The organism is Bilifractor sp. HCP3S3_D3, from assembly GCF_052063915.1.
Lineage (GTDB): Bacteria > Bacillota > Clostridia > Lachnospirales > Lachnospiraceae > Bilifractor.
On sequence record NZ_JBQHWP010000001.1, the window covers coordinates 16,333 to 43,289 of the forward strand.

The following is a 26,957-nucleotide window of genomic DNA, read 5'->3' on the forward strand; positions in this document are numbered from 1 at the left end:
CTCCGTGCTTCGCACTCCCGCAATCCTACAGGCATTCGCGTTTTCGCCGTGTTTCACACGGCTTCACGCTCATACCTGTTGCCTTCGAAATCGCATCCAGTCTCTTTCACACGCTTCGCGCGTGACGATCCCGTCTGCGTTTTCGAAGAGCTTATACAGTATAAATCTCTTCTATTTCTGTGTATCCTTCTGCCGTCAGCTGTTCTTTCTGGAATTTTTTATTTTTCTTCATGACCAGAAGATTCACGGTCTTGCCTTCTGCTCTTTCCTGCATGGCTCTGCGGACTGTCTCCTGAATCTTCTCGCCGGAGCATTTTTTCTCGATGAGATATGCCTTCTTCACAGCAGTTCCCGGAACCTGATATCCACGTTCCAGAAGCAGCATGACGATCCGCTCAAAGCCGATGGAAAAACCAACTGCGGGTACCGGCTGTCCGATGAACTTTCCGACCATCTCATCATACCTTCCGCCGCCTCCGACGGAGCTGCCGAATTCATCCATTGAGATCTCAAAGATCGGACCTGTATAGTAGGACATGCCCCGCACAAGTGTCGGGTCAAATTTCATGCGGAAATCAGCGGTTTTGACCGCGTCGACACTGTTCATAATGGTGATCAGGCCATCCGCGTATTCCGGATCCAGGAAGCCCGTCAGCTTTTCCTTTGCCGTCTTCACCCCTGCAGCGTCCGGAGTGATGATGCGGAACAGCTCCAGATATTTGTCCACGGATTCCTTCTCGTATCCGGATTCCAGAAGTTCCTTCTCCACTCCATCCAGCCCGATCTTGTCCATCTTGTCAAGGATGATGAAGACTTCATCGTAAGATTCTTCCGGAAAACCGCTGTACGCGGCCATTGCTTTCAGAATGCGGCGGTCATTGATGCGGATTGTGAAGTTCCGGAAATCCAGTTTCCCGAGCAGTGTGGTCGTGGCAAGAATAAGCTCGATCTCAGCAAGATTCGAGGATTCACCGAGGATGTCAATGTCACACTGTCTGAACTGACGGAATCTTCCTCTCTGTGGGCGGTCCGCCCGGAACACGTTTCCTGTTTGAAGCGCTTTGAAAGGGCTCGGAAGTTCATTCGCGTTATTGGCATAAAAACGGGAAAGCGGCAATGTCAGATCATATCTGAGTCCGCTGTCCACGAGATCCGCCTCAGATTCTGCCTCTGCCAGCTTCAGTTTCTCACCTCTCTTCAGGATCTTGAAAATCAGCTTCTCATTCTCTCCGCCCTGCTTGCTGTTCAGATTCTCAATATGCTCCACACACGGAGTTTCGATCGGCGTGAAGCCGAATCTGGAATAGGTGTCGTTGATCAGGCCAATCACATAATTGCGGATTTCCATCTCCCGGGGGAGAATATCCTTCATTCCTGTCACAGGTTTTTTTGTAAGCTTCATAATTTCTTCCAAACTCCTCTCACTTCCGGCCGTACCTCAGGCAAGGCAATGCTGCCGTCCGGACTCCTGTGCAGAACCCGCTGGAATGCCAGAAAAACTTTCAGATTATACTTTTCCACTTCTTCAATCATCATTTTCATAGCGGTTTCGGGCGGAAACGCACTCCGATAAGGACGATCCTGAATCAATGCACAGAATACATCACAGACACGGAGAATGCAAGCCCCCAGCGGGATATTGGCCCCCTCCAGGCTCTCCGGATAGCCACTCCCGTCCATATTCTCATGGTGGTACAGGACTTCCCTGCAGATCTCCTCCGAGAAGCCGTGGCGCTTCAGTATTTCGTATCCTGCCTTCGGGTGCTGCCGGACAGAATTCATCTCCTCCACCAGCATGCAATCCCTTCCCTGCGCCTCGTTCGAGATCTGAGCCTTTCCGATATCGTGGAAAAATCCCGCGATGATCAGATCTTCGCACTCCCTATCAGACAGTCCAAGCTCACGGCCGACCTCATACGCAAGACTGCTGACATTTTCTCCGTGTTCCAGCTGTTCAGACATATTTGCGCCGAACAGATGACGGGTATTGTGATAGGCGGCAATCTTATTCTGTGTCTTAGATCGTTTCGGCCCGTTCAGCGCCTCTATGTCCGCTTTTTTCTTCCCGTTCTTCGTCTTGTCCCGGCCTGACATTTTCTGCCCGTCATGCGCCTTGTGCCTGTCTGACGTTTTCTGTCCGTCCCGCGTCTTATGCTTCTTCTTTGGATTCTTCTCTTTCCCCTTTTTTCCGTCCTTCACTTCACCGGATTTGCTGTCTTTCTTCTTCATACCTTGTATTCACTGCCTCAGATAAGAATCAATCCCAATTTTCTTGCGCCGGCACATCTCCTCGATACGCTCTGTATAGTTCTGAAGATCCTTTACATTTTCGGCGCGCTCAATCCGCTTCCCGTCCTCAAAAACAAATTTTGTGGAGGCTCCGGAACCGGCTGCCAGAATACTCTGTTTTTCTTCCATGATCAGAATATTGTAGATCCCCGCCTTACCGGGCTTGGCATATCCGACATTTTCGAAATTTCCCGCCATATTCTTGTAGCGGTACAGATAATAAGGGCTCATTCCCATCTCTTCAGCGCAGGCCTGTGTGCGGTTCATAATTTCCGTGGAATTGCGGAAGGAAATTGGTTCATACTCCTCCTTGAAGAGATTCAGCCGCGTCGCGCGTTTCAGCGCTAGCGAATGTATCGTGAGGCTGTCGGGATCCAGCTTCCGGATCTCCTCCAGCGTGTGGCTCACCTCGTCTGCTCCCTCCCCGGGAAGACCGACGATCAGGTCCATATTGATATTGTCAAATCCCATTCTGCGCGCGAGCCGGAACTTCTCGATTGTCTCTTCTACCGTGTGTTTCCTGCCGATCAGATCCAGCGTCTTCTGATTCATGGTCTGCGGATTGATGGAAATGCGGCTCACCGGATATTTTTGAAGCACGCGGAGCTTATCCTCCGTGATCGTATCCGGACGTCCTGCCTCCACGGTAAATTCTGCCAGGTGATGCAGATCAAACTCCCGGTCGAGAACCGACAGCAGCTCATCAAGACGCTCCGCCGAGACCGAGGTCGGCGTGCCGCCGCCGATATAGACCGTGTCCAGGGTAAAATCTCTCATCTCGTCAGCAATAAATGCCAGCTCCCGGTACATGGCATGAAAATACGGCTCCTCCATTTTCCGGCAGAGATCCAGCCGGTGCGAGCCGAACGAACAATACAGACAGATGGTCGGACAGAACGGAATGCCCACATAAAGGCTGTAGCCCTTCTTGAGGTGCATCCGGTCGAGGATATCCTTCTCTCTGTGTATCACAGAAAGAGACAGCCGGATCTTACTGTCCGATGTGAAGTAATTCTCCCGCATTTCGCGGCTGATTTCCTCATCGGTCCGGCCCTCCTCCAGGAGCTTCATCGCGATCTTTGTCGGGCGGATGCCCGTAAGATCCCCCCACGGCAGCGTAATCCCGGTTGCGTCCGATAAGGTCCTGTAGATAAGCTGCTTCAGCTCATTCTTCGTATGAATCCTGTCATCCGGATCTGAAAGGGAACATTCCTCCCGCCTCGAGCCATAGGAAAAGGAGACATACGTTCTGTGATAGGTGATCACAAAATCCTCGTCAAAATCCCCCTCGGGACGTTCCTCTCCCTCGTACCATATTGTAATCTCCGATAAGGGAAAAAATGCACGGATCAGGTTATAGACATCGTATTCATATTCTCGTTGATTGAATTGCAGCGTAAATCTGGCAGGCACCTTTCACCTCATTTCCGGTCACCGGGCGAGCGGATTATACTTCCGTTCACGGGCAATCGTCGTAAACATCTCATGGCCGGTATACACGGCGGTATCCGGCGGAATTTCTCTCAAAATGCGTTGAACGCTTTCCTCCATATCATGACTGCTTCCGGTCGGAAGGTCAGTTCTTCCGTAGGATTCACAAAACAGAGTGTCGCCGCTGAACAGCGCTTTCTCCTCCGGGAAATAATAACAGCAGCTCCCTATGGTATGTCCCGGGGTGTGATATACGTGAATCTCAAAACCTGCGAGCCGCAGAATGTCTCCGTCCTTCACATAACGATCCGCTTCAAGCGTGACCGGAGATGCCCAGGAGCCAGAAAGATTCTTCGACGTATCCATCAAAACCTCTTTTTCATGCTCCTCGGCATAAACCATGATTCCATATTTTGCGCGAAGCGCCGCACAGGCGCCAATATGATCAAAATGGCCGTGTGTCAGCAGAATGGCTGCCGGCTTCCCATCCATTTCCCCGGCTTTCCGCGTGATACGATCCGGACTGTCCGCAGGATCCACCACCAGAAGTTCGCCTGTCGTCTTGTTTTTCACCAGATATACATTGGTCTGGACCATGCCGAGAACCATGCTCTGTACTTCCATCTCAGACATAAATCTTCTCCTGCTCTGTATAAAACGAGATAAAACACGCTGCGCGAGTTTTATCTCGCTATCGCGACGCTCGCCGCACACGAATACTTCGCATTCGGCTGCGGCTCACTGTTCGCGTAAATAAGATTTTTATCCCTTCTGCCGCTCTACGTCCAGAACATTTGGTATCTGACGAAGCTTCTCGGTAAGATCACGCAGCTCATTTGTACTTCTCACATGGAAGGTCATATCGATAGTAGCCGTGCCCTGCTTGCTCGTCCGCACATTCATCGCCGATACATCGATGTCGCGTTCGGTAAAGATCTTGGAAATATCAACCAGAAGTCCCGTGCGGTTGTTCGCGTAAAGCACGATGCTGACCGAATAAGACTCTCCCTTGTCCTGCTCCGGTGCCCATTCCGCTTCGATCAGCCTGCTTCGTTCCGCCTCCGGGAGGTTCATGATGTTGATGCAGTCTGTCCTATGGATGGTAATCCCCCGGCCCCGCGTCACAAATCCGACGATTTCGTCTCCCGGAATCGGGCTGCAGCACTTGGAAAAACGCACCGCGACGTCATGAATGCCCCGTACAGTTATCCCGCCCTTGTGCTTCAGAACCTCAGGATCATTCACACCTGCCTTATCCTGAGACTGCGCGTTCGCCGCGGCCGAGTCCAGAACATCCTGATCGGTCATCTGCATCTTGCGGTCCCGCTCCATGCACTCAACCAGCTTGTTCATGACCTGGCCTTCCTTCAGGCCGCCATGCCCGATCGCTGCCAGAACGGAATCCCAGTCCTGAAAGCCATACTTGTGCATCACCTTTTCGATGTAAGCCGGCTTCAGAAGATCACTGATCGTCCGCCCCTTCGAATGGGCATAACTGGTCAGAAGTTCCTTCCCGCGGAGAATATTGTCTTCCTTCTTCTCTTCCCGGAACCATTTATTGATGCGGTTCTTCGCCTGTGTGCTCTTCACGACCTTCAGCCAGTCTCGGCTTGGTCCCTTTGAGTTCTGCGAGGTTATGATCTCGACACGGTCGCCGTTGTGAAGCTCGGTCTCGATGGGAACAAGCTTACCATTCACTCTGGCACCGACCATCCGGTTCCCGACCGCAGAATGTACCGAATAGGCAAAGTCAATGGTACAAGACCCCGCCGGCAGTGTCTTCACATCGCCGGCCGGTGAGAACACATAGACATTTTCATTAAACAGATTCAGATCACTTTTCAGAAGGCTCATGAACTCTCTGTTGTCCGACAGATCCTGCTGCCATTCCAGAATCTGACGCAGCCAGTTCAACTTCTCCTCTTCCTGCTCAGGCCCCGGCGTCTTGCCGTCCGATGCCTCCTTGTATTTCCAATGCGCAGCAATACCATATTCCGCCACCCGGTGCATCTCGAAGGTCCGGATTTGTATCTCAAACGGGGTTCCGTTCGGTCCGATCAGCGTCGTATGAAGAGACTGATACATATTCGGCTTCGGCATGGCAATATAATCCTTGAAGCGTCCGGGAACCGGGGTGTACATCTCATGAATGACCCCGAGAGCAGCATAACAGTCCTTCACCGTCTCCACAATGATGCGAACCGCAAACAGATCGTAGATCTGATCCAGCGTCTTGTGCTGGTTGACCATTTTCTTGTAGATGCTGAAGAAATGCTTGGCTCTTCCGTAAATCTGTGCCTCAATTCCGGCATCTTCAATCTGAACTCTTACTTCCTCGACGATTTCCTCGACAAAGGCTTCTCGCTCGGATTTCTTCTGATTAATCTGGTGCACGAGATCATAGTATGCCTCCGGCTCCAGATATTTCAGGGAGAGGTCATCCAGCTCATTCTTGATTTTCGCAAGACCGAGTCTCTGCGCGATGGGAGAATAGATATCGATGGTTTCTCTGGCCTTTTCCAGCTGCTTCTCAGGCCGCATATACTGCAGTGTCCGCATGTTATGCAGGCGGTCCGCCAGCTTGACCATGATGACGCGGATATCCTTCGCCATAGCCAGAAACATCTTGCGCAGATTCTCTGCCTGCTCCTCCACCTTGTCCGCCGAATAGCTCAGCTGACCGAGCTTCGTCACGCCGTCTACGATCAGTGCAACTTCATCGCCGAAAAGTTCGGCGACCTGTTCCTTGGTAAGCACTGTATCCTCAACAACATCATGAAGCAGCCCTGCGGCAATGGACTCCTTATCCAGTTCAAGATCCGCAAGAATGATGCCAACGCAAAGGGGATGAATGATGTACGGCTCGCCGGATTTTCTCTTCTGATCCTTATGAGCATCCGACGCAACCCTGTACGCCTTCTCAATCATGGACAAATCCGTAGAAGGATGGTATTTTTTGACGCTCCGGACCAGTTCCTCATAGAGCTTTTCCGGAGACGAGAAATCTTCCATGGTCTTGAGGCTTGCATCAACCTCTGCCACATCCTTCTTCAGCTTTTCATCTTCCCTGCGCAGCTTTTCTCTATCGATCGGGTTTAATTTCTGCGTGTTATCCATATGATGTTCTCCAGACCCCGCATACCGGAAAAGCGGGGCAAAATGCCTTTCACACGTTTCCCCCGCTATCGCAAAGCTCCTGTAAACAAAAATCAGCCGCGGAAATTATTTTCCTTCATAAATAATGGCAGAATCAATATCATACTTTGACAGGCGCTCTCTTCCCTTAAGTCCGGCAAGCTCCATGACAAAAATCATTTTGACCACTTCTCCGCCAAGTCTCTCAACCAGATGCGCGGCTGCCTCGATCGTGCCGCCGGTCGCAATCAGGTCATCGACAAGCACAACCTTCTGCCCCGGCCGGATGGAATCCTTATGGATTTCGATCGTCGCCTGACCATACTCAAGATCGTAGGTCTCCGAAATTGTCTCCCTCGGAAGCTTGCCCTTCTTGCGGATGAGCACAAAAGGCTTGTGCAGGTTATACGCGATCGGCATACCGAAGATAAATCCCCTGGACTCAGTTCCGGCGATTACATCCACATCCAATCCTTCAAGAAACTTCTGAAGTGTATTAATGGCAAGCTGCAGGCCGTCCGCGTCGTCAAGGATACTGGTGATATCTCTGAACATAATACCCGGTTCCGGAAAATCCGGAATTGTAGTTACATAATCTTTTAACTCTTTCATCCTGTTTTATCTCCTGTTCTGTCTTCTTCGGGTGACCGTAAACCTCAGTATAGCATCAAATTTCTGCCGCCGCAATATTTACTGCCCTCACGTACAGACGCCGTTACCGTTGTTACTGTTTCTGTAACGAGATAAAACACGCTGCGCGAGTTTTATCTCGCTATCGCGACGCCCGCCGCACACGAATACTTCGCATTCGGCTGCGGCTCACTGTTCGCGTAAATAAAACAGTCATTATCCTCACCGATAAGACAGAATACGTACCTGAAGACGGTTTCTTCCCTGCCAGGTATCAATCTCCGGATAATAGGTAACCGATATCGTCCGTCCGGATGCGCTGCGGACGAACTCGTCTGCATCACCGAACCAGACCGCGTCAATCTTGTATCCGTTCCGGTCTGACAGCTTCATCTTGCACACATTCCGGTTTTTCCCGAATACTCTGGGCGACTGAACCCGCATCTGACTTTCCGCGAAAACAGGCCGGCTATTCCCCTTGCCGCACGGCTCCAGCATTTTCATCTGCCGGATCAGATTCTCCCGTATGTAGGAAACCGGCATTGCAACATCGATGACCGTCTTTGGCGTCAGCTGCTCCGGGGTGAGGGTACAGACCTCGTTAATTCTTCTGCGGAATTCCCCGACCTTTTCTGCCGGAAGAGACACGCCTGCAGCCATGGGGTGCCCGCCGAATTTTGTAAATACATCGCGAACCCTGCAGAGTTCCTCATACATCGAATAGGTTTCAATGGAACGTCCGGATCCTTTGACCTCATCGGTACCGGTAAGTACAAAAGCCGGCCTGTAGTAATGCTCCCTAAGCCGTCCGGCGATGATGCCGGCCAGGCTCTGATGGCATTCCGGAAGATATACGACAAGAACCCTGTCCTTCTTCAGATCGGAGCTCTCCACCATCTCGAGTGCCGTCTCCAGTCCTTCTGCCGTCATATCCTTTCGGCTGGCATTCAGGCTGACCAGATCGGCTGCCAGCTCTTCCGCTTCCTTCCGGCTGTCTGTCAGCAGCATCCGAAGCGCCCGCTCGGCGCTGTCCAGCCTGCCACTCGCATTCAGGCATGGTCCGAGGATAAAACCGATGTGATAGGTTCCGATTTCCTCCTTTTCCAGCCCGCATTGCTCTGCGAGTGCACAGAGACCAGGATTCGCAGTCCGATGCAGACGTTTCAGGCCCTCCCGCACCAAAATCCGGTTCTCATCTGTCAGATCCATCACATCACCGACGGTTGCAATCGCCGCAAATTCCAGAAGCTTTTCTTTCTCCTCCTCACGGTTCGCGATATCTGCCTGATCATACATGTAACAGATCAGCTTAAATGCAACTCCTGCTCCGCAGAGACCGTCAAACGGATAGGAATCATCTGCGCGGTGCGGATTGATCACCGCATCTGCCGGAGGAAGCAGATATTCCGTTTCTCCATTCTCCGTCTCCCGAAATGGGATGGCATGATGATCCGTCACAACAGCTTTCATTCCAAGTTCATGGGCCAGACGGATCTGTTCTGCCGCGGCGATGCCATTATCACAGGTAACAATCAGATTAATACCGTCCTCATGAGCGTCCCGCACAAGGCTTTCATTCAGACCATATCCGTTTCGGATACGGTCCGGTATTCTCACGGACACATCCGCTCCCAGTTTTCTGAGACCGGTGATCAGAATGCAGGACGACATGATTCCGTCGATGTCGTAGTCTCCGATGATCCGAATCTTCTGCCTGTCGCGAATTGCGTCAAAGATGACTCTGCTGCCTGTTTCCATGTCCTTCATGCGTGACGGATCATACAGATCAGACAGCCCTCCGTCCAGATATTTCCGGATTTTTCTATCCGCAACTTCCGGATCATCCTTCTCCGTAAAGACATCGCGATTACGAATCAACCGCACGATAACCGGATCCAGATGAAGTCTTTTCCCGATACCGCCAAAATCCGCCCGTTTTGCGGCGACCACCCACTTCTCTTCCATTCTTCCTTCCTTTCGGGGATTGTTTCTGAACAGTAACGGCCATACGATAAGTCGTGCCACATACTGTATAAGTCCGCGCGTCACTTCGCTGCTTCGCAGCTTCCGTGCCGCTAACAGGCATTCACATTTCCGTGCCGCTTACGCGTCACTTCGTGCTCATACCTGTTGTCGTCGCTAATATTCTTGCCCACTGGTGAGCAAGCTCCCCGTGGGTCAAAAACATTGCGACTGGACTTATACAGTAAGACAGGCACCCGGACCCTGTCCGGATGCCTGCCGTCTGTTCTGCTGTCGGACGGAAGCCACTGCCCTCGTCCTCTCAGAGTTTTATGATTCAGAACTTTCTGTTTCTGCCTTTCTTCGGCTTCACGCTCGAAAGCTCACTCCTGTCCTTTTTGACATGTTTCTTTCTGCCGGTTCCGGGAACAGCTGAAGAATCTCCCGATGCCTTCTTCTCTCCTCCTGCGGTCCTGCCTGACGCTCCCTGTACGGCGGGTGCAAGATCGTTCCTGCCGTTCCTGGTCTTCATCATGTACCAGAGCGGCCCGGTGATAAAGATGGAAGAATACGCGCCGGCTACCAGACCGATAATGATCGGAAGCGCAAACGAACGCACCGAGCTTACTCCCATGATAAACAGCACCACAATGGTGATAAGGGTTGTGATGTTGGAGTACAGGCTTCGGGTCAGCGTCTGTGTAATGGACGCGTTAACGATTTCCTTGTAGCTGGTTCCCCTCATGATCGGGATATTCTCACGGACACGATCAAAGATAACGATGGTCGAGTTGATGGAATATCCGAGGATCGTAAGCATGACTGCGATGAATGTACTTCCCACCGCAGCTCTTGACCACACATAAAAGGCAACGACTACCAGGATATCATGACACAGCGCCAGAACCGCGCTGGATGCGAAACGGATATCACGGAACCGGACAAAGATATAGAAGAGCATGCAGATAACGGAAATGATAACCGCAAGAATCGCATTTCTCCTCATTTCTCCGGAAATCGTGGAAGAAATATTCTCCGCTGTAATCTTTGACTCATCGATCGTGCTGAAGTTCTTGGCAAGAGCATCATTCAGTGCCTGCCTTTCGTCGGCATCAAGCTCTGTGGTCTTGATCACGACCTGGTTGCTGCCGGATATCTTCTGGAACTGTACGTCGCTGTTGCCGGTTACTTTCGAAACCACCGGAGCGACTTCATTGTCCAGATCGGTCAGACTCATCTCCTTTCCGAAATCAACCGTAGTAGCAGTTCCGCCGATGAAATCCAGGCTGTAATTCATCGCGCGCTTTCCCTTTGCACTGTACATGATCATGCCGACCGGTACAGAAATCATCAGGATAAGGCCGATGGTCATGGTAACGGCTCTCTTCTCAACGAAACGGAAGTTTTTCTTGTGTGTCGTCGTTCCGTAGAACCGTACATTCCGGATTCCAATGCCGTAAAACGCATAGCTCAGCCATCTGGAGATTGCAAGAGCCGTGAACATGGAAAGGATTGTTCCGATTGCCAGTGTCGTAGCGAATCCGCGGATCGTACCGGTTCCCATAATATAAAGCACAGCAGCCGCGATCAGAGTAGTGATCTGTCCGTCAAAAATTGCGGAAAACGCCTTGTGGAAGCCGGCCTTCAGCGCCCGATAGAGAGTTACACCGGTTGCCAGCTCTTCTCTTACACGCGTGTAAATGATGACATTCGCGTCCACCGCCATTCCTATGGTCAGAATCAGACCCGCGATACCAGGCAGCGTAAGTGTCAGATCAAAGGCGTTCATGAAGCCGAGGTCAAGGAAGGTGAAGATGACCAGAGCCCAGGCGGCCGCCACACCCGACATCCGGAAAATGATGATCATAAACAGCGCCACCAGCAGAAGTCCGATGATGCCGGCAGTAATACTCGTTGTCAGTGCCTCCTGACCGAGAGACGCTCCGACTACGTTCGAGTAAATCTCCTTCAGTTCCAGGGACAGAGAACCGATACGGATGAAGGACGCAAGCTTCTGTGCCTCCTCCAGGGAACTCATGCCGGTGATCTGTGCCTTTCCGCCGCTGATCTCATTCTGTACGGTCGGCGAGCTTACCGTCTGACCATCGTAGATAATGGAAATCTGCTTGCCAATGTTCGCAGCGGTCGCCTTCTGGAATTTATCTGCTCCCGCGCTTGTCATTGTCAGCTCAACGACATACTCTCTCGCGCCTGTGCTCTGATTCGTCGTGGACACACCCTGTGCGTCCGCAATATCCGTACCCTCGAGCACCGTGTTGCCGCTCCCGTCCTGGAATGTCAGGGAACCCGGTGTTCCGAGTGCGTCCAGAATCTCATTTGCGTTTGTGACGCCCGGAATTTCGACGTTGATCCGGTTAAGACCCTGCTGATATACATTCGCCTCGGTGCTGTATGTAGTCACCCTCTGCTGAAGTTTGTAGATGGTGTCCGACATGTCCTCCGCGGACGGATTAGATTCCGTCGCCTCATATGTGATGCTGACACCTCCGGAAAGATCAAGTCCGGTCCGGATATTCTTCATTGCTCCTGTGTGGTGGCTTCCCCATCCGAATATTACCGTATATCCGAGAAGCACTGTTAGAACGGCTGTGATAATCAGCACCGCTACGCTCTGTTTCTTTTTCATCTCTTTTTCCCTCTTGTTACAATTTCTTTTATCAATCTGTCCCGTCTATCTTCATCTCGGTATTGCCCTCGTCATCCGCGAGAGCGGCCTTGATCATCAGTGCGCACTCTACCCGCTTTCTCTGAAGCTCGCAGCCGATTCTGTAAACGTCGTTGATCCCCCCGGTAAAATTATAGGAATTCGCCGCGCAGCCGCCGGAACAGTAAAATCTCGAGAAGCACGCCGTGCATTCCGGCTTGGAATATACATTTACCTTCTTGAATTCCTGCACAAGATCCGGGCGGAGAATTCCCTCATCCACATTTCCCAGAATAAAGTCCGGATTGCCGTCGAACTGATGGCAGGGATAGAGCTCTCCCCAAGGGGAAACCGCCAGATATTCTCCTCCGGATCCGCAGCCTGAGAGCCTCTTGTATACACAGGGCCCGCCGGAGAGATCAATCATGAAGTGGAAGAAATTGAAGCCTCTTCCCTCCTTCGCGCGCCGGATCATCTCCTTTGCGAGAATGTCATACTGCTCGCAGATCTTCGGAATATCCTCTTCACGGATCGCGTAATCCGCTGACGGCGGCGCCACAACCGGCTCCATCGAGATCTGCTTGAAGCCGAGATCCGCAAGAGAAAGGACATCCGCCGCAAAGTCAAGATTATAATGAGTGAAGGTTCCCCTTACATAGTACTTGTCCTGATGTCTTCTCTCCGCCCATTCCTGAAACTTCGGAATGACGACATCATAGCTGCCCTTTCCCCCGCGGAAGGGGCGCATGTGATCATGAACCGATTTCCTGCCATCTACGGACATTACCACATTGCCCATCTCACGGTCACAGAAATCCATGATTTCTTTATTGACAAGGACACCATTCGTGGTCAGCGTGAACCGGAACTTCTTGTTGCATTCCTTCTCTCTGGATCTGCCATATGCAACGAGGTCCTTGACCACCTGCCAGTTCATGGTCGGTTCTCCGCCGAAGAAATCCACCTCAAGATTGTGCCGGTTTCCGGAGCTTCGGATCAGAAAATCCAGAGCCTTCCGTCCGACCTCGTATGACATCAGTCCGCGCTTTCCGTGATATTCGCCTTCATCCGCAAAACAGTAGCGGCAGGCGAGGTTACAGTCGTGAGCGATCTGAAGGCACAGAGCCTTCACTACAGTAGGACGCTCCGAAAAATGCTCGATGGCTCCCCGGTAGGAATCCTCTGAAAACAGCATCCCCTGGCGTTTCAGCATATCACATTCGCTGATTGCCTCCGAGATATCTGACGTATCATATCTTCCGGAAAGCTCCTGCTGGATCTCATCCGCACTCTTTCCCTGATCCATCCGTTCAAGGACATCGTAGGTGAGATCATCAATGACATGAACCGATCCGCTGTTCACGTCCAGGCAGATATTGTATCCGTTGTTTTTATATAAATGTATCAAAAATGCTCTCCTAACTTTCATCTGGTCTTACAAGAAGAAGGTGTTCCCGCTCCGGCTGGAACAGGAACACCTCATCATTGTACTTGTTCGGTTATGCAAAAATTACTTCGCTGCATGCTCGCAGGTCTGATTGCCTACTGTGCAGGATGTCTTGCATGCAGACTGACAGGATGTCTGGCACTCGCCACATCCGCCGTCTTTAACTGAGTTCTGAAGATTTCTTGTATTTAATGTTTTAATATGCTTCATTTTCTGCCTCCTCGTTATTCGCATACCTGTTTCCAGTATTTCCAATTGATTATATCATAGCAAAGACTGTTTTAAAAGGTTTTTTTATCTATGCTTCATCCGGGTTAACAAGCCTCCTTCCGGTAAGCCTCCGCTCAATGGAAGGGGCAGTTCATACGACTTGTTATTTACTATAGCCTATGTTAGAATTCGAATAAATTCAGGTGCATTTTAAAAATTTCACGCGAGTTGAAGGTCGTTCATGGAAAGCACCCGGATATTGACGCAGAAGCAAAATCAGCTGTGCCAGGCGGCAGAGCATTCCCATGCGGCAGAATATTTCATTTCCGGAGATACAGGAGGCAGAATGAGCGAAATCAAAGAAGTCCAACAGCTTGAGAATATACTTGACATGACGATAGATACAGAATCGGAACATGATCTGGCAGAAGGCGCATCTGTTACCCTGAAAAAGGGAGAAGGCAGGACCTTGAAAAAGGGAGGCTTCTGGGTATTCGACAATGAGGTTGCCGCCGTTGCCGGAAGCTTCACGAACGGAGGCATTGTCTGCGTTCAGGACTTTGACGGGTATTTTATGGGCTATGGTTTTATCAATACCGTTTCAAGGATACGAATCCGGATGCTTACAAGAAGAAAGGATGAAAAGGTCACTCCCGCACTCCTGAAGAAAAGAGTCCGGGCGTCGTGGAATTACCGGAAGCAGGTGATTGATACCTCCAGCTGCCGGATCATCTTCGGGGATGCGGACGGTCTGCCCGGTCTGACCGTCGATAAATACGAGGACATCCTCGTTGTGGAATCCCTGGCACTTGGTATCGACCGCCTGAAGGATCTCATATTGAAGGCGCTGGTCGAAGTGCTGAAAGAGGACGGCATCCGGATCCGCGGCATCTTTGAGCGAAGCGATGCCAGGGTGCGTGAAAAGGAAGGGCTGCCGAGAATCAAAGGTTTCCTCTCTGCTCCCTTTGACACAAATGTCCGCATCACAGAAAACGGCATCCGCTATATAGTAGACGTTCGCGACGGCCAGAAGACCGGATTCTTTCTGGATCAGAAGCTGAACCGGAAAGCCATCTGGCCCATCTGCCGGAACGCCGAGGTTCTCGACTGTTTCACACACACTGGCTCCTTCGGACTGAACGCGGCGTCTGCCGGCGCAAAGCATGTCATCTCGATTGACGCGTCGGATACGGCGATCGAACAGGCGCAAAAAAATGCCGAAATCAACGGCCTGGCCGACCGGATTGATTATCAGGTTGCCGATGTCTTCGATCTCCTTCCGGAGCTCGAAAAAGAAGGCAGGCAGTTCGACGTCGTAATCCTGGATCCGCCCGCATTCACAAAATCAAGGAATTCCATCAAGGCTGCCGCAAAGGGCTACCGCGAAATAAACCTCCGGGGAATGCGCCTGGTAAAGGACGGCGGATTCCTTGCAACCTGTTCCTGCTCTCACTTCATGGACCAGGAGCTCTTTTCGAAAACAATTGCGCAGGCAGCCAGAGATGCTCATGTCCGTCTCCGCCAAGCTGAATTCCGCACCCAGGCTCCGGATCATCCGATCCTGTTTGGGGCGGAAGACGACTCCTACTACCTGAAATTTTATATTTTTCAGGTACTTCGTGAGTACTAAAGCGTCCTTCAGCATGGGTGGTTCGCACGCAGATCTGCTGTCGAAGGAAAGCCGCCACGCAACAGAACTGGAAGCAAAAAAGCTTCAGCATGGGTGGTTCACATGCAGATCTGCTGTCCTGTACTCCGCTCCCGTAACAGCTCAGACCACGTACCGGGTGTCCGCTTAAGCACAAGCAATGGCACAGATCACGTACCGGATGCCTGCTTATCACCAGGAATGGCACAGATCCTGAAACAGGCGCCGGATCACAGATCTCCGGACAGTTCTTCCTCCGTGTGCGTATGGTGTTCAATTCCCTCCTCCACAAGCATTTCTTCCTCCTCCGACTTCGGATGAAGGACGTGGCAGTGCCTGTGTGTGTGGTAAAACACCTGAAGCTCTTCGGCTTCATGCTCTTCATTAAAAAAGATATGCCGGTCCGCGAGATGTTCCGCGAGTTCCTCATTATGCGTCGCGATGATCATCGTTTTCCCCGCTTTCTTCAGCTTCAGAAGAAACGAAATCAGCCACTCCTGGGCGGGGCGGTCCAGTCCCGCCAGCGGCTCATCAAGCACCAGGATCTCCGGATTCATTGAGAGGATGCAGGCGATTGCGACCTTCTTCTTCTCGCCTCCGCTCAAATGATAGGGCGCCCGGTCTCTGAGCTTATCGATATCCAGAAGCCGGATCACATCATCTACCCGCTGCCTGACAGCTTCCTCATCCAATCCCATCTGCAGAGGTCCGAAAGCGATTTCCTCCTCGACATTTGAACAGAACAGCTGTATATCGGAGTTTTGAAAGACAAAGCCGATTTTCTGGTGAAACCACTTCGCAAATTTATTATTTTTCAGGCTCTCCTCGGAAATCTCTCTTCCCTCGAATAGGTAGCTCCCCTCATTTGCAAAAACAAGACCATTGATCAGCTTCAGAAGCGTGGATTTCCCACTTCCGTTCGCGCCCTCCAGAATGATGGTCTCTCCTCTCCGGATTTCAAGATTGATATACCGCAGCGCAATATGATCCTCGTACGCATAGCAGATATCCTTCAGCTGTAATAATGTATCATTCATCTATTTGTTCCTTTTTTATTTCGTATCTATCATAAATCGTTCAGGCTGCTGTTTCCAGAAAGAGAAATCCTGCGGTCACTGCCGCCATCAGAAAAATATACAGCACGTCTCTTCCTGCAAACAGATTTTTCCTCATAGAATAATACTCTCCCTCAAATCCTCTGCACTGCATGGCGCCGTACATCTCCTCCGCCATCTCTCTCGACCGCAAAAAAACGCTCCCGAGAACGCCGGACAGCGATCTGCTTTTATCCCTGTTTCTTCCGACGGAGCGAAGCTTCATTGCGGTCAGCATATTCACGCACATGTCCCCGAGTATCACAATGTATTTCAGCGTGATATCAAATGTGAAGATAAAAATGTTCGGTACATGGAAGACTCTGAGTGCGCCTGTCAGCCGGTTCCAGGGAGTCGTTACCGACAGAAACGTCAGCATGCTGACAGAGAGAAACACCTTCAGGGAAACCGTGAGCATGGTCGACGGCTGTCCGAGAAAAACTGCCGGGAGAAGGATCAGCATGCTCAGAAGTGCTGCAGTTATCCCGCTTCGAAGAATTCTTCCGAGCTTTTTCGCAGGAAGAAAACAATACCGCGCAAGGCAAAGAGCCAACATGCAATACAGAAAAAATGCGTTTGTGCAGAGCGCTGTCAGAACGATAAAGTACAGAATGTAGATAATTTTTACCGCCGGGCTTGCTCCCCGGGCACGGATTTTTCCGTCTTCCCGCACACTTGACAGAACCCCTATCAGCTTCAGCATCGTTTTTGTAATAAAATTGTCCCGGTCTTCCGGCGGATCGTAATCCTCCTCTGCCGTAAGCCACTCGGGGATTTCATTTTCTTCAGCAGTCATATTATACTCACACTTCCTGATTATAGTCAGTCAGGCCTTCCGATCCCGTCGAACAGGCCTGACAGTCATTTTAACCCCACGCGTCCCGTTTGTACAGCAAACGCCCAAACAATAAATATGTATTACGCCAGCCGCTTGTGGCCGGCTTCGTCGGTCTGCTGCAGCGTTCACTCCGCCACTTCACACGGTGTGAGCGGATATGGCTCACCGCCCAAAGACTGTGCGGCAGCAGAAATGAGGATCCGACACAAAGCCGCGCGGATCCTCATTCCCGTATATTCTATTTTCTCTCAATCCGCGGATGCCCCGGATACTTTCTTCTTGTGAAAGTCTACCGTCTCCTTCATCGATGCCGCAATGATTCGGAAAATAATAATCAGAAGAAGCACTCCGATCAGTGCGGAAAGAATGTATCCGACTGCATCCGGAAGCCCTGCGATGGAATAATCCGGCAGCAGCGCCTCAAGGGAGAAGCCCTGTGTCATTCCGGCCGGTGTATAGCCGAGTGCTTTTCCGCCACTGACAACCGACGCGATCTCATCAGCGCCCCATTCTCCCCATGCCGTTCCCGTTGCAAGGAGTCCAAGCGGCACCGCGCAGATTAAAGCGACAAGAAGGATCGCCAGCGGCTTTACCCCTGCCTTCTTGGCCGTCTGTTCATGTGACGCGTCCGGCAGGATCCCCGGTGAGGTGCGGAGTACATATGCCAGCACCGCGACAGTGAAGATCACCTCGACAATGCCTGCGATAGTGAGATGTCCGAGCATCATGGCCGGTATTGCAATGTTCAGTCCGTACGGGCAGTACAGAGCCTGACCGGACGCCGTGTGGAAGAGCGCAGGCTGGATGCCGAACTCAACGGCCGCGCAGAACGCCGCGGCATTGATGCCGATATAGCTTCCGACTCCCGCGGCCACAAGCCTTCCCTTTTCGGAACTGGTCCGGCTGCGGATCAGACTGTAAATTGCATATCCGAGATACGGAAGGACAAAGGCCATATTGAAGCAATTGGCGCCGAAAGCCAGAATACCGCCGTCCCCGAAAAGCAGTGCCTGTATCAGAAGAGCGATCGTCACCGAGATACAGGCCGCATTCGGGCCGAGAAGCAGCGCGATCAGCGTTCCTCCTACCGCATGTCCCGTCGTGCCACCAGGCAACGGAACGTTGAACATCATTGCAACAAAGGAGAATGCCGCAGCCACCCCCATCAGAGGCATCTTCGACTTCGGAATCTCCACCTTGATCTTTTTCACCGCGTGTACCCAGACCGGAATCATTACAGCGGTCATCACCGCACACGTCTGCGGACTCAGATAATTTTCTGGAATGTGCATGAAAGAATCCCTCGTCTCAACTAAATATTCCGGCGCGCGGACAGCACCCGCATCACCGTTCACACACAATGATAGTCCCTGCTCCGGTAAAAAAGAAGCTGGGTGGGGGGTTATTTTTTCAGATATTGAAGAACATTTTCGAATGCCTCCATGCAGGTGTCAATGATCTCCGCCAGATCATAGGTGCCGAAAGCCGCCGGAAAATTGCTGGAAAACAGAATCTGGGCCGTTGGCGCAAACTCCTCGTCCCCTCTCCAGAATAAGAAACGAATGGACAGTCCGTCCAGAAATTCAAATTCCCATGCCTCATCTGCGCCGTGAATATGCTCCGCGCCGATATATTCCATAATATCCCCGAATTCATCCAGGTGGCTTCCAAACCGTCTGGCAAGACGGCTCAGGCATCGTTCCTCAAACTGCCGTGCATATACCTCTCCGCTGGGCAGTTCCCGGAATGCCATGAATTCCCCGTTCTGCGGAAACACTGTCGCATGAAGAAGATATCTTCCGATTAGGATTCTCCCGGAAGGAAGTCTTTCGAGCCGGTATGGATCCTCTCCATCAGCAGCCTCGATCCTCATGCCGGGATGTGAGACATAGTATTCCTTTCCCATAAAGGAGACGCTGAACCGTTCGAAAATATAGTCAAAGGGAAGTCCGAGTCTGTTTGCGATATGTGTAGGCTCCGTCTCTGCGTATTGAGCCTGATAATGCCTGAACAGTTCCTCCTCGGAGACATCTGTCCCATCCTCTCTGCCGAATATAATCATTTTTATTTGTCCTCACTTGATAAACTGATCAATCGCTCTGTTCAGCTCTTCGATTTCCTTCATGTCTCCGCTCTCAATGGCATCAACCATGCAGTGTTCCAGGTGATCTTTCAGGATCACCTTTCCTGTGCTGTTCAGTGCGGACTTGACCGCGGCCAGCTGAATCAGGACATCGCTGCAGTCCCTGCCCTCCTCTACCATTCTCTTCACCATGGTAAGATGGCCGATTGCCCTGGAAAGACGATTGACTACCGCCTTCGTATTCTGATGCGTATGCGTGTGTGTATGTTCGTGGGTATGCGTGATCTCGGTTCCGTCCTCCAGCACATGCGTGTGCCGGACATTTGACAGAACGGTGTCTTTCTTCTGCTCCGTCATTTTTTCTCCCTTGTGTTAACACTGCTGTGGATTGCGAGAGTGCGAAGCACGGAGCAATCCGCAGCTTATACAGCTTGTGGCGTGATGTATCGTATGCGATTTTACAAAAGACAACGGGTCGGCCGTGAAATCCTCAGGTTCACGCGGCAGACCCGTCTCTCTTTTCGTTGCATGACTTCTTCATCCAAATTCCCTCATCCGAATCTCTCCGATGAGGGTTTGATGATATTGAATTTAAATGGTGATAATGCTGCCAAGATCGATATCCTGGCTCATCGTTCTCCGGAATTCCAGATATTCCTCGTGATAGACCGCATTTCTTCTCTCTCTGACACGATGGATCAGGGTGATCGTCAGCGCCCAGAACAAAAGGAATGTCCATACAAACAATACCATGAACGGCGTGATGATATCAATATATCCCGTCGCCGCATTTCCTGCGACGACCGTTACCGCGGGAGTAGTGCTCTGTCCGCTGCCTCCTGCAGTACTCACATTCTGCTGTTCTGCCGCAGCTGTATTCCCGGATACCGTCTGCGTGCCCGCAGAACCGGAAGCTGCCTGTGTGCCCGTGGATGCGGATGCTCCTGCGCCTGAACCGGCCGCTGCAGAAGAAGTAACGTTTCCGGCGGATGCCGATGACGAAGAATTGCGGACAACCGTTCTGGTCGTTCCTCCGCCTACCAGATCGCGCCCGGCTGCAAATACGCTTGTTGCACAGCCAAACATGCTTAATGTTAGTGCAACAGTGATTAATATTTTTGTAATTTTCCTTCTGGCCCCTCTCATTGCATTACTCCCTCTTTCCTCAGTAAAACCATCCAGGAATCCCTTGTATTCTCTGACTGATACCGATTATATCACAGTTCCCGCATCAAAAAAAGCCTTTATTTTAAGGCTTTTTTACTTTTCTGTCGCGCTATGTACAGATAGTGGCATCTGCATACAGGCACCACAAGATCTTGCGTAACAACGTGTAAAATTCATTAACATCTCTGTAACAAAATTCCCGGGCGAACATGCCCGGGAATCGATTGTTACGGCAGTTTACACTGCAAAAATATATCTTTCATTACACGATCCTGAAATATCGAATCGGATATTCCTGCAGCGCAGATCTTAAGCCTATCTTTGGTTGCCCGATCTTGAAACATCAAACCAGATATTGCGGCATTGCGAACTGCGAGAGGGATTGTGCGAAGCTGCACGATTTCATTGAAGCGCTGCACGAAGGATCCTCAATCACCGGATAATCTCTCTCAAAGATCAGCGATAGATCCGGATCATCCGCAGGAATTTCACGATTCTCCCTCCCATCGGGAACCGGTACATCTCCTCCTCTGTTGTCTTTGAAATGACGACATAGGATACGAGATAGACAACAATCGCAACCAGAATCGCCACAAGCAGACCGATGAACGGTCTCCTCGTAAGATGGAACAGCGCCGTGTAGATGAGCCAAGCGACAGCCCCCATGATCACGGACGATGCCAGAGGCTCCACATACGTTTTCCGGATCTCGTGCCTTGTCCTTAAATATTTCTTCATGGACAGAATGTTCAGGAAGCAGCATACCAGCGAGAAAATGATATTGGAGAGCATAACCGCATAAATATCAAGTCCGGGTCTTGCGAATAGCATAACCGCGAGAGAAGCCAGATTGACGGCAAGCGAAATTCCGGCATTGACCAGAGCCACATGCTGCTTTCCGATCGCCTGAAGCACACCTCCCGTCACAATGGAGAAGGAATCGGTCACAACGAAAACGGAACCGGCAAAGAGCAGCTTCTCCGCCAGCTCGCTCGCCGACGGAAAAAGCACTCCCATGATCGGCGTCGCGAGAACCGTCAGTCCGATCATGCACGGAATGCAGATAAACATTGTCAGCCTAAGCGTCTGATTTACCTGACGGTTCAGCTCGTCGAACCGTCCAATCGCGTATTTCCCGGATACCTCGGGCATCATGGCAGAGGTACTGGCGGAGGCCATCGCAAGCGGAATCGAGACAAGGGGAACATAATAATTGCTGTATTCTCCGTAGGCGGCGGATATGGAATCCGCAGACATTCCGTTAAATCCCTGGATCGCGGAGTACAGATAGCTGTCCGCGTACGCGCTGCAGTTGTAGATAAATGAGGTGAAAATAATCGGCGTAATCATCAGAACAAGCATCTTCAGGATTTCCTGATAACTTTGTTCTGTGGATCTGCGGTCGTGTGCGATTTTTCTCCGGAAATAGCCTCTGTTCAGCATATACACAAATGTCATGAACAGAAGTCCGACCACAACTCCCGCACCGGTTCCGATGGTTCCGCCCATGGCTCCGTATATGGCAGCTCTCGTGCCGCCCTCAGGCGCAAGACTGCGGATCAGAATCCATGCCGCCAGAATACTGACGATCGCGTTCATGATCTGCTCCAGGATCTGCGAGATGGAGGTGGGCGTCATCGTCCGGTGTGCCTGAAAATATCCTCTCAATACGCCGAGGATCGCGGATAGAAAGATCGTCGGTGCCAGTGCGCGAAGCGCTGGAAGCGCATTCTGCTGGTTCTGCGGGAGAAGAATTGCACCGCCGAAAAAACAGATCAGCGCCGTGATTCCTCCGACGATAACCGCATAGAGCATGGCTCCCCGGAAGACCTTATGCGCTCCCCTGTACTCCTTCTTTGCAAGCATCTCCGAGATGATCTTTGACGTCGCCATTGGAATGCTGTAGGAAGAGATCAGAAGAAGAATCGAATACAGATTGCTTGCGTATCCATAATATCCAAGTCCGACCGCCCCCAGAATACTTCCGAGAGGTCTTCGGTAGAGAAGACCGATGACACGTGAAATGATGGACGCGATCATCAGAACAGACGCGTTTTTTACGAGTGAGTTTGAATTTTTCTCTGTCATGGTATCCGTGCTCCTGCTAATATTTCCTGCTCCCGTGCCCGGTCCGGCCGGTCTGTATCTCTCATCTCCCGGACCCGGTCCGGTCGCTCTGTATCCCTCATCTCCCGATCCCGGTCCGGCCGCTCTGTATTTCTCATTTCCCGGCGATGTTCTCGATCTGCCAGTCAATGGGCTCTATTCCGTCCTCCTCAAGATACCGGTTGGTCTTCGAGAAGGGTCTGCTGCCGAAAAAGCCCCTGTACGCGGACAGCGGACTCGGATGCGGCGATTTCAGCACAAGATGCTTCGGATTATAAATCATCTCCGCTTTTCTCTGAGCCGGCCTGCCCCACAGAATAAACACCATCGGCCTGTCCTGATCGGCAAGTACACGGATCGCCGCGTCCGTAAACTCCTCCCAGCCGATATTCCGGTGAGAATTTGCCTGATGAGCGCGGACCGTCAGAACCGTATTGAGCATCATGACGCCCTGCTTCGCCCACTTGACCAAATAACCGTTGTCCGGGATGTAACACCCGAGATCATCATGAAGCTCCTGGTAGATATTTACAAGGGAAGGGGGGATCTCAATTCCCGGCTTCACGGAAAAAGAGAGCCCGTGAGCCTGTCCCGGCTCATGATACGGATCCTGCCCGAGAATAACCACCTTCACCTGGTCCAGCGGCGTAAAATGAAAGGCATTGAAAATATCCCCTGCAGGAGGATATACTGTCGCCGTCCTGTACTCCTGATTTACGGTTAAAAAAAGTTTCCGGTAATACGGCTTGGAAAATTCCGGTTTCATGGCCTTTTCCCAGCTTCCGGTAAGACCTGCCATCTCCTGCTCCCTCCTGCTGTATTCATCCGCCTGTCATAATTCTTGCCTCAGACCAGTCTCACGGGCACCCCGTGCTCCTGCAGATACTTCTTGACCTGCCGGATCTCCAGTTCCCTGTAATGAAACAGTGATGCCGCCAGTGCCGCGTCAGCGCCTCCCACCGTCAGTGCCTTGTAGAAATCCTCCATGCTCCCAGCGCCTCCGGAAGCGATGACCGGTATTCCAACCTCCCGGGAAATCGCGCCGGTCAGCTCCAGATCATAACCTGCCTTGGTGCCGTCACAATCCATACTGGTAAGCAGAATCTCTCCGGCGCCACGGCGTTCTGCCTCAGCGGCCCATTCTACCGCATCAAGTCCCACGTCGACCCTGCCGCCGTGCTTATAAACCGTCCAGCCCTCTCCGCCGGGCTTTCTTCTTGCATCGATCGCCACAACAACGCACTGGCTGCCAAACTTCATAGCTGCTTCACTGATCAGATCCGGGTTCTCAATGGCGGAAGAGTTAATGGAAATTTTGTCAGCGCCCTCACGAAGAAGCGCCTTGAAATCCTCCACAGTGCGGATGCCTCCGCCCACCGTGAACGGAATGAAAACATTCTCGGCAACCTTCCGGACCATATCCACCACGGTATTCCTGTGATCGCTGGAAGCGGTGATATCGAGAAAAACGACCTCGTCCGCGCCTTCTCTGTCATACGCCTTTGCAACCTCCACCGGATCGCCGGCATCCCTTAGATTTACAAAGTTCACACCCTTTACTACCCGCCCGTTCTTGATATCCAGGCAGGGAATGATTCGTTTCGTAAACATAGCATTCTCCATGAGTATCTTTAAAATTATATATTCGCCAGGATCAGTATTATTGATGGTATTGCGCCATCTCCAGGATCCGGGTTCTGGTTATGAAAGCCCGGCAAAGTTTCTGAGAATCGCAAGCCCGGTGTCAGAGCTCTTCTCCGGATGGAACTGGGTTGCGAACACATTGCCCTTTTCAACGGATGCGTGGATTGTCACACCGTACTCGGTGGTCGCGGTGACGATGCTTTCGTCCGCGGCTTTCAGGTAATAGGAATGCACAAAATAGACATAGGACTGTTCAGGAATTCCGCTAAACAGCCTGCCGGTGCCGTTTTGCCCGATCAGATGAATGGAATTCCATCCCATATGAGGGATCTTCCGGTTTTCCCCTTCAGGAATACGAAGGATTCTGCCCTTCAGGATTCCGAGGCCCTTTACCCCCGGCGATTCCTCGCTCTCCTCAAATAAAAGCTGGAGACCGACGCAGATTCCAAGGAAGGGCTTGCCGCTCGATGCGATTTCACGGATGACCGGAACAAGACCGAACTTCTCCAGGTTCTGCATACAGTCTCCAAAATTTCCGACCCCGGGAAGGACCACTTTATCCGCGCTCCGGAGTACTTCGGCATCTCGGGTCACCGTTACCTCCTGTCCGAGTGAAACGAACGCCTTCTCAACGCTCCTGATGTTGCCCGCATCATAATCAATTATCGCTATCATTCCTTGAATTCTCCATTTTCAGATGCTATGATGATTAAGTCTATCTGCCGCAGGCCGGCTTTTCCTGCCGGCTGCGTGACCTTTTTTCAGGACAAATTACATCGTAACTTATTTTTTTCACGAATACAAGAGGTTTTCATATGTCATCAGACACCCCGTCGAGGGATACCGGAGCCGTCCCAAGCCGTTCCCGGAATTCCCTGAAAATACGTCATTCGCTGCTGCTCCTTCTGGCAGCGCTCATCTGGGGCACCACCTTTGTGGCGCAGAGCATTGCCGCGAAGAGCATCTCGCCCTTCACCTATAACTTCTGCAGATTCTACGTCGGCGCTCTCGTTCTGCTGCCGGTCGCAATTCTGGTGGGAAAGAAAGATCCATTAGCTCCGAACTACACCGGCGCTTCGATTCCCGGGATGCGTCCGAAGAAATCACGGACCCGGGATCTCCGGATCTGCGGGATCGCATGCGGCATTCTTCTCTTTCTTGCCGGCGGCTTTCAGCAGGCAGGCCTTGAATACACCACCGCAGGAAAGAGCGGGTTCATCACAGCCCTGTACATTATTCTTGTGCCGATCTTCGGACTGTTCCTGCACAAAAAGTGTCCGCCTCTGGTCTGGATTTCGGTTGCCCTCGCTGTCATCGGATTTTATCTTCTCAGTATCAGGGGAGGATTTTCCGTGAACCGCGGTGATCTCCTGACGCTGTGTTCTTCCTGTATGTTTGCCATGCACATCTTGACGGTGGACCATTTCATTCCACGCGTGAACGGAATCCAGCTCTCCTGTATTCAGTTTCTGGTATCCGGAACACTTTCCGTGTTCCCTGCCTTTCTTCTGGAGACTCCTGACATCTCCTCCATCGCGCAGTGCATCTGGCCTATCCTCTATGCGGGAATTCTTTCCTCAGGGGTGGCCTACACCCTTCAGATCATCGGACAGCGGGGTCTCAATCCGACGCTTGCTTCTCTTCTGATGAGCCTGGAATCGGTCATCTCCGCCATATCCGGCTGGATCGTCCTCGGCGATTCCATGTCACCGAAGGAACTGACCGGATGTATCTTCGTATTCACCGGAGTCATTCTGGCGCAGCTTCCTTCCATCCGGAAGCTCCATAAATAACTGTAGAATTGCGAGTGCTCCGGCACGATGTCAGCCATAGCTTGTACAATTTGTGGAACGATGTATCGTATTGCGGTTATTATCGAACGCGGAAAATTACCGTCTTCCGATGATGGACACTACGTCAGATCATGGACACCGCCTTATCGGATAGTTTAAAAGAAGACCGGGTATCGATCCCCGTCATCAGGGATCGGTACCCGGTACTTCATTGTACATGCATGATTGATGTATGTCAGTTATCTCCGTCATCTTCTTCCGGATCCGACGGCTTTTCGATTCCCATTCTCTTCAGAACCATCTCATAACCGTCATTTCCATAGATCAGCGAACGGTTTACACGGCTGATTGTTGCCGTCGAGGCGCCCGTTTTTCTGGAAATGTCGAGATACGTCTTCTTCTCTCTCAGCATCTTTGCGACCTCAAAGCGCTGTGAGAGGGAAAGGATTTCATTGATCGTGCACGCATCCTCAAAGAAGGTGTAGCATTCATCCAGCGTATGCAGCGTCAGAATGGCCTGAAACAGCTGATCCACCTCTTCCGTATGAATATCTTTGCTCATTTTCTCTGCTCCCAAAATTATTATTTTGTCACGAAACCGATGTATCTCTGATACTTCACAATTTCACAGTATCAAAGTGACTGCTATAATCATGTTACCACTTTAGTGTACCGCAGTCAAGAACAGCTCCCTTTCGCAAGGCGCAGAACAGCTCCTTTTCGCAAGACACATACAAAGCCTGATAACGGCTGCCATGAAAAAATTGAGAAAATCCTGGGGCAGGAATCTGTTTCGCTGTATCAACGCAGCCGGT

23 protein-coding genes are annotated in these 26,957 nt (G+C 51.4%); 2 read left to right on the forward strand and 21 right to left on the reverse strand.

The annotated features are described in order from the left end of the window. Positions 1-151: 151 nt before the first annotated feature. The 10 genes from hisS to scfA all read right to left on the reverse strand — a co-directional run bounded on the left by hisS (position 152) and on the right by scfA (position 13,769). Positions 152-1,402 (reverse strand): histidine--tRNA ligase, encoded by a 1,251-nt coding sequence (gene hisS / locus ACTNDI_RS00070; RefSeq protein ID WP_441098723.1) that lies wholly within the window; start codon positions 1,400-1,402, stop codon positions 152-154. Next, complete coding sequence (locus ACTNDI_RS00075) at positions 1,399-2,229, reverse strand: HD-GYP domain-containing protein (protein WP_441098724.1); 831 nt, start codon at positions 2,227-2,229, stop codon at positions 1,399-1,401. The genes hisS and ACTNDI_RS00075 overlap by 4 nt, the downstream gene beginning before the upstream one ends. 9 nt (positions 2,230-2,238) lie before the next feature. Further along, complete coding sequence (gene hemZ, locus ACTNDI_RS00080; protein ID WP_441098725.1) at positions 2,239-3,702, reverse strand: coproporphyrinogen dehydrogenase HemZ; 1,464 nt, start codon at positions 3,700-3,702, stop codon at positions 2,239-2,241. An 18-nt stretch (positions 3,703-3,720) separates the two neighbouring features. Continuing rightward, the gene (locus tag ACTNDI_RS00085; protein ID WP_441098726.1) at positions 3,721-4,353 is read right to left on the reverse strand and encodes an MBL fold metallo-hydrolase; all 633 of its coding nucleotides are present in this window, start codon (positions 4,351-4,353) and stop codon (positions 3,721-3,723) included. 129 nt (positions 4,354-4,482) lie between these two features. After that, positions 4,483-6,837 carry a RelA/SpoT family protein gene (locus ACTNDI_RS00090; RefSeq protein WP_441098727.1) on the reverse strand — a complete coding sequence of 785 codons (2,355 nt, stop codon included), beginning with the start codon at positions 6,835-6,837 and terminating at the stop codon, positions 4,483-4,485. A gap of 105 nt (positions 6,838-6,942) precedes the next feature. Beyond that, positions 6,943-7,467: an adenine phosphoribosyltransferase gene (locus ACTNDI_RS00095; protein WP_441098728.1), complete on the reverse strand. Its 525-nt coding sequence runs from the start codon at positions 7,465-7,467 to the stop codon at positions 6,943-6,945. A gap of 240 nt (positions 7,468-7,707) precedes the next feature. After that, positions 7,708-9,450, reverse strand: a complete 1,743-nt coding sequence (gene recJ, locus ACTNDI_RS00100; protein WP_441098729.1) for a single-stranded-DNA-specific exonuclease RecJ — start codon at positions 9,448-9,450, stop codon at positions 7,708-7,710. Between the two features lie 334 nt (positions 9,451-9,784). Continuing rightward, positions 9,785-12,094 (reverse strand): protein translocase subunit SecD, encoded by a 2,310-nt coding sequence (gene secD, locus ACTNDI_RS00105; protein WP_441098730.1) that lies wholly within the window; start codon positions 12,092-12,094, stop codon positions 9,785-9,787. A 31-nt stretch (positions 12,095-12,125) separates the two neighbouring features. Continuing rightward, positions 12,126-13,520, reverse strand: coding sequence for a thioether cross-link-forming SCIFF peptide maturase (gene scfB / locus ACTNDI_RS00110; protein ID WP_441098731.1), 1,395 nt, complete (start codon positions 13,518-13,520; stop codon positions 12,126-12,128). 102 nt (positions 13,521-13,622) lie between these two features. Then, positions 13,623-13,769 (reverse strand): six-cysteine ranthipeptide SCIFF, encoded by a 147-nt coding sequence (gene scfA / locus ACTNDI_RS00115; RefSeq protein ID WP_441098732.1) that lies wholly within the window; start codon positions 13,767-13,769, stop codon positions 13,623-13,625. A gap of 391 nt (positions 13,770-14,160) precedes the next feature. Between scfA and ACTNDI_RS00120 the strand changes: the two genes are divergently transcribed. Next, positions 14,161-15,399: a class I SAM-dependent rRNA methyltransferase gene (locus ACTNDI_RS00120; RefSeq protein ID WP_441098923.1), complete on the forward strand. Its 1,239-nt coding sequence runs from the start codon at positions 14,161-14,163 to the stop codon at positions 15,397-15,399. Positions 15,400-15,647: 248 nt separating this feature from the next. Here the strand turns inward: ACTNDI_RS00120 and ACTNDI_RS00125 are convergent, their stop codons facing one another. From ACTNDI_RS00125 to hisH, 10 genes are all read right to left on the reverse strand, one after another. Then, a complete protein-coding gene (locus ACTNDI_RS00125) occupies positions 15,648-16,454 on the reverse strand; it encodes an energy-coupling factor ABC transporter ATP-binding protein (protein ID WP_441098733.1) in 807 nt (268 codons plus the stop codon). A gap of 40 nt (positions 16,455-16,494) precedes the next feature. After that, positions 16,495-17,307: an energy-coupling factor transporter transmembrane component T gene (locus ACTNDI_RS00130; RefSeq protein WP_441098734.1), complete on the reverse strand. Its 813-nt coding sequence runs from the start codon at positions 17,305-17,307 to the stop codon at positions 16,495-16,497. Between the two features lie 290 nt (positions 17,308-17,597). Continuing rightward, positions 17,598-18,641, reverse strand: coding sequence for a cobalt transporter CbiM (gene cbiM, locus ACTNDI_RS00135; RefSeq protein WP_441098735.1), 1,044 nt, complete (start codon positions 18,639-18,641; stop codon positions 17,598-17,600). Positions 18,642-18,751: 110 nt separating this feature from the next. Next, complete coding sequence (locus ACTNDI_RS00140) at positions 18,752-19,411, reverse strand: DUF3786 domain-containing protein (RefSeq protein ID WP_441098736.1); 660 nt, start codon at positions 19,409-19,411, stop codon at positions 18,752-18,754. Between the two features lie 12 nt (positions 19,412-19,423). Further along, the gene (locus ACTNDI_RS00145) at positions 19,424-19,789 is read right to left on the reverse strand and encodes a metal-sensing transcriptional repressor (protein ID WP_441098737.1); all 366 of its coding nucleotides are present in this window, start codon (positions 19,787-19,789) and stop codon (positions 19,424-19,426) included. Positions 19,790-20,023: 234 nt separating this feature from the next. After that, on the reverse strand, positions 20,024-20,578 hold the full coding sequence (locus ACTNDI_RS00150) for a hypothetical protein (protein WP_441098738.1): 555 nt from the start codon (positions 20,576-20,578) through the stop codon (positions 20,024-20,026). A gap of 477 nt (positions 20,579-21,055) precedes the next feature. Continuing rightward, positions 21,056-22,687, reverse strand: a complete 1,632-nt coding sequence (locus tag ACTNDI_RS00155; RefSeq protein WP_441098739.1) for a putative polysaccharide biosynthesis protein — start codon at positions 22,685-22,687, stop codon at positions 21,056-21,058. Positions 22,688-22,820: 133 nt separating this feature from the next. Continuing rightward, a complete protein-coding gene (locus ACTNDI_RS00160; RefSeq protein ID WP_441098740.1) occupies positions 22,821-23,504 on the reverse strand; it encodes a uracil-DNA glycosylase in 684 nt (227 codons plus the stop codon). Positions 23,505-23,551: 47 nt separating this feature from the next. Next, on the reverse strand, positions 23,552-24,316 hold the full coding sequence (gene hisF / locus ACTNDI_RS00165; RefSeq protein WP_441098741.1) for an imidazole glycerol phosphate synthase subunit HisF: 765 nt from the start codon (positions 24,314-24,316) through the stop codon (positions 23,552-23,554). A 90-nt stretch (positions 24,317-24,406) separates the two neighbouring features. Beyond that, positions 24,407-25,024 carry an imidazole glycerol phosphate synthase subunit HisH gene (hisH, locus tag ACTNDI_RS00170; protein WP_441098742.1) on the reverse strand — a complete coding sequence of 206 codons (618 nt, stop codon included), beginning with the start codon at positions 25,022-25,024 and terminating at the stop codon, positions 24,407-24,409. A 140-nt stretch (positions 25,025-25,164) separates the two neighbouring features. On the opposite strand from hisH, the gene ACTNDI_RS00175 reads away from it, so the two are divergent. Further along, a complete protein-coding gene (locus ACTNDI_RS00175) occupies positions 25,165-26,142 on the forward strand; it encodes a DMT family transporter (RefSeq protein ID WP_441098743.1) in 978 nt (325 codons plus the stop codon). Positions 26,143-26,377: 235 nt separating this feature from the next. On the opposite strand, the gene ACTNDI_RS00180 is transcribed toward ACTNDI_RS00175, so the two are convergent. Beyond that, positions 26,378-26,704, reverse strand: a complete 327-nt coding sequence (locus ACTNDI_RS00180; RefSeq protein WP_441098744.1) for a YerC/YecD family TrpR-related protein — start codon at positions 26,702-26,704, stop codon at positions 26,378-26,380. Positions 26,705-26,957 lie beyond the last annotated feature (253 nt).

Bases quoted from the DNA above. Each gene is read 5' to 3' on its own strand.
- hisS (WP_441098723.1), bottom strand. From the start codon at position 1,402: ATGAAGCTTACAAAAAAACCTGTGACAGGAATGAAGGATATTCTCCCC.
- ACTNDI_RS00075 (WP_441098724.1), bottom strand. From the start codon at position 2,229: ATGAAGAAGAAAGACAGCAAATCCGGTGAAGTGAAGGACGGAAAAAAG.
- ACTNDI_RS00085 (WP_441098726.1), bottom strand. From the start codon at position 4,353: ATGTCTGAGATGGAAGTACAGAGCATGGTTCTCGGCATGGTCCAGACC.
- ACTNDI_RS00090 (WP_441098727.1), bottom strand. From the start codon at position 6,837: ATGGATAACACGCAGAAATTAAACCCGATCGATAGAGAAAAGCTGCGC.
- ACTNDI_RS00095 (WP_441098728.1), bottom strand. From the start codon at position 7,467: ATGAAAGAGTTAAAAGATTATGTAACTACAATTCCGGATTTTCCGGAA.
- recJ (WP_441098729.1), bottom strand. From the start codon at position 9,450: ATGGAAGAGAAGTGGGTGGTCGCCGCAAAACGGGCGGATTTTGGCGGT.
- secD (WP_441098730.1), bottom strand. From the start codon at position 12,094: ATGAAAAAGAAACAGAGCGTAGCGGTGCTGATTATCACAGCCGTTCTA.
- scfA (WP_441098732.1), bottom strand. From the start codon at position 13,769: ATGAAGCATATTAAAACATTAAATACAAGAAATCTTCAGAACTCAGTT.
- ACTNDI_RS00120 (WP_441098923.1), top strand. From the start codon at position 14,161: ATGACGATAGATACAGAATCGGAACATGATCTGGCAGAAGGCGCATCT.
- ACTNDI_RS00125 (WP_441098733.1), bottom strand. From the start codon at position 16,454: ATGAATGATACATTATTACAGCTGAAGGATATCTGCTATGCGTACGAG.
- ACTNDI_RS00130 (WP_441098734.1), bottom strand. From the start codon at position 17,307: ATGACTGCTGAAGAAAATGAAATCCCCGAGTGGCTTACGGCAGAGGAG.
- cbiM (WP_441098735.1), bottom strand. From the start codon at position 18,641: ATGCACATTCCAGAAAATTATCTGAGTCCGCAGACGTGTGCGGTGATG.
- ACTNDI_RS00140 (WP_441098736.1), bottom strand. From the start codon at position 19,411: ATGATTATATTCGGCAGAGAGGATGGGACAGATGTCTCCGAGGAGGAA.
- ACTNDI_RS00145 (WP_441098737.1), bottom strand. From the start codon at position 19,789: ATGACGGAGCAGAAGAAAGACACCGTTCTGTCAAATGTCCGGCACACG.
- ACTNDI_RS00150 (WP_441098738.1), bottom strand. From the start codon at position 20,578: ATGAGAGGGGCCAGAAGGAAAATTACAAAAATATTAATCACTGTTGCA.
- ACTNDI_RS00155 (WP_441098739.1), bottom strand. From the start codon at position 22,687: ATGACAGAGAAAAATTCAAACTCACTCGTAAAAAACGCGTCTGTTCTG.
- ACTNDI_RS00160 (WP_441098740.1), bottom strand. From the start codon at position 23,504: ATGGCAGGTCTTACCGGAAGCTGGGAAAAGGCCATGAAACCGGAATTT.
- hisF (WP_441098741.1), bottom strand. From the start codon at position 24,316: ATGTTTACGAAACGAATCATTCCCTGCCTGGATATCAAGAACGGGCGG.
- hisH (WP_441098742.1), bottom strand. From the start codon at position 25,024: ATGATAGCGATAATTGATTATGATGCGGGCAACATCAGGAGCGTTGAG.
- ACTNDI_RS00175 (WP_441098743.1), top strand. From the start codon at position 25,165: ATGTCATCAGACACCCCGTCGAGGGATACCGGAGCCGTCCCAAGCCGT.
- ACTNDI_RS00180 (WP_441098744.1), bottom strand. From the start codon at position 26,704: ATGAGCAAAGATATTCATACGGAAGAGGTGGATCAGCTGTTTCAGGCC.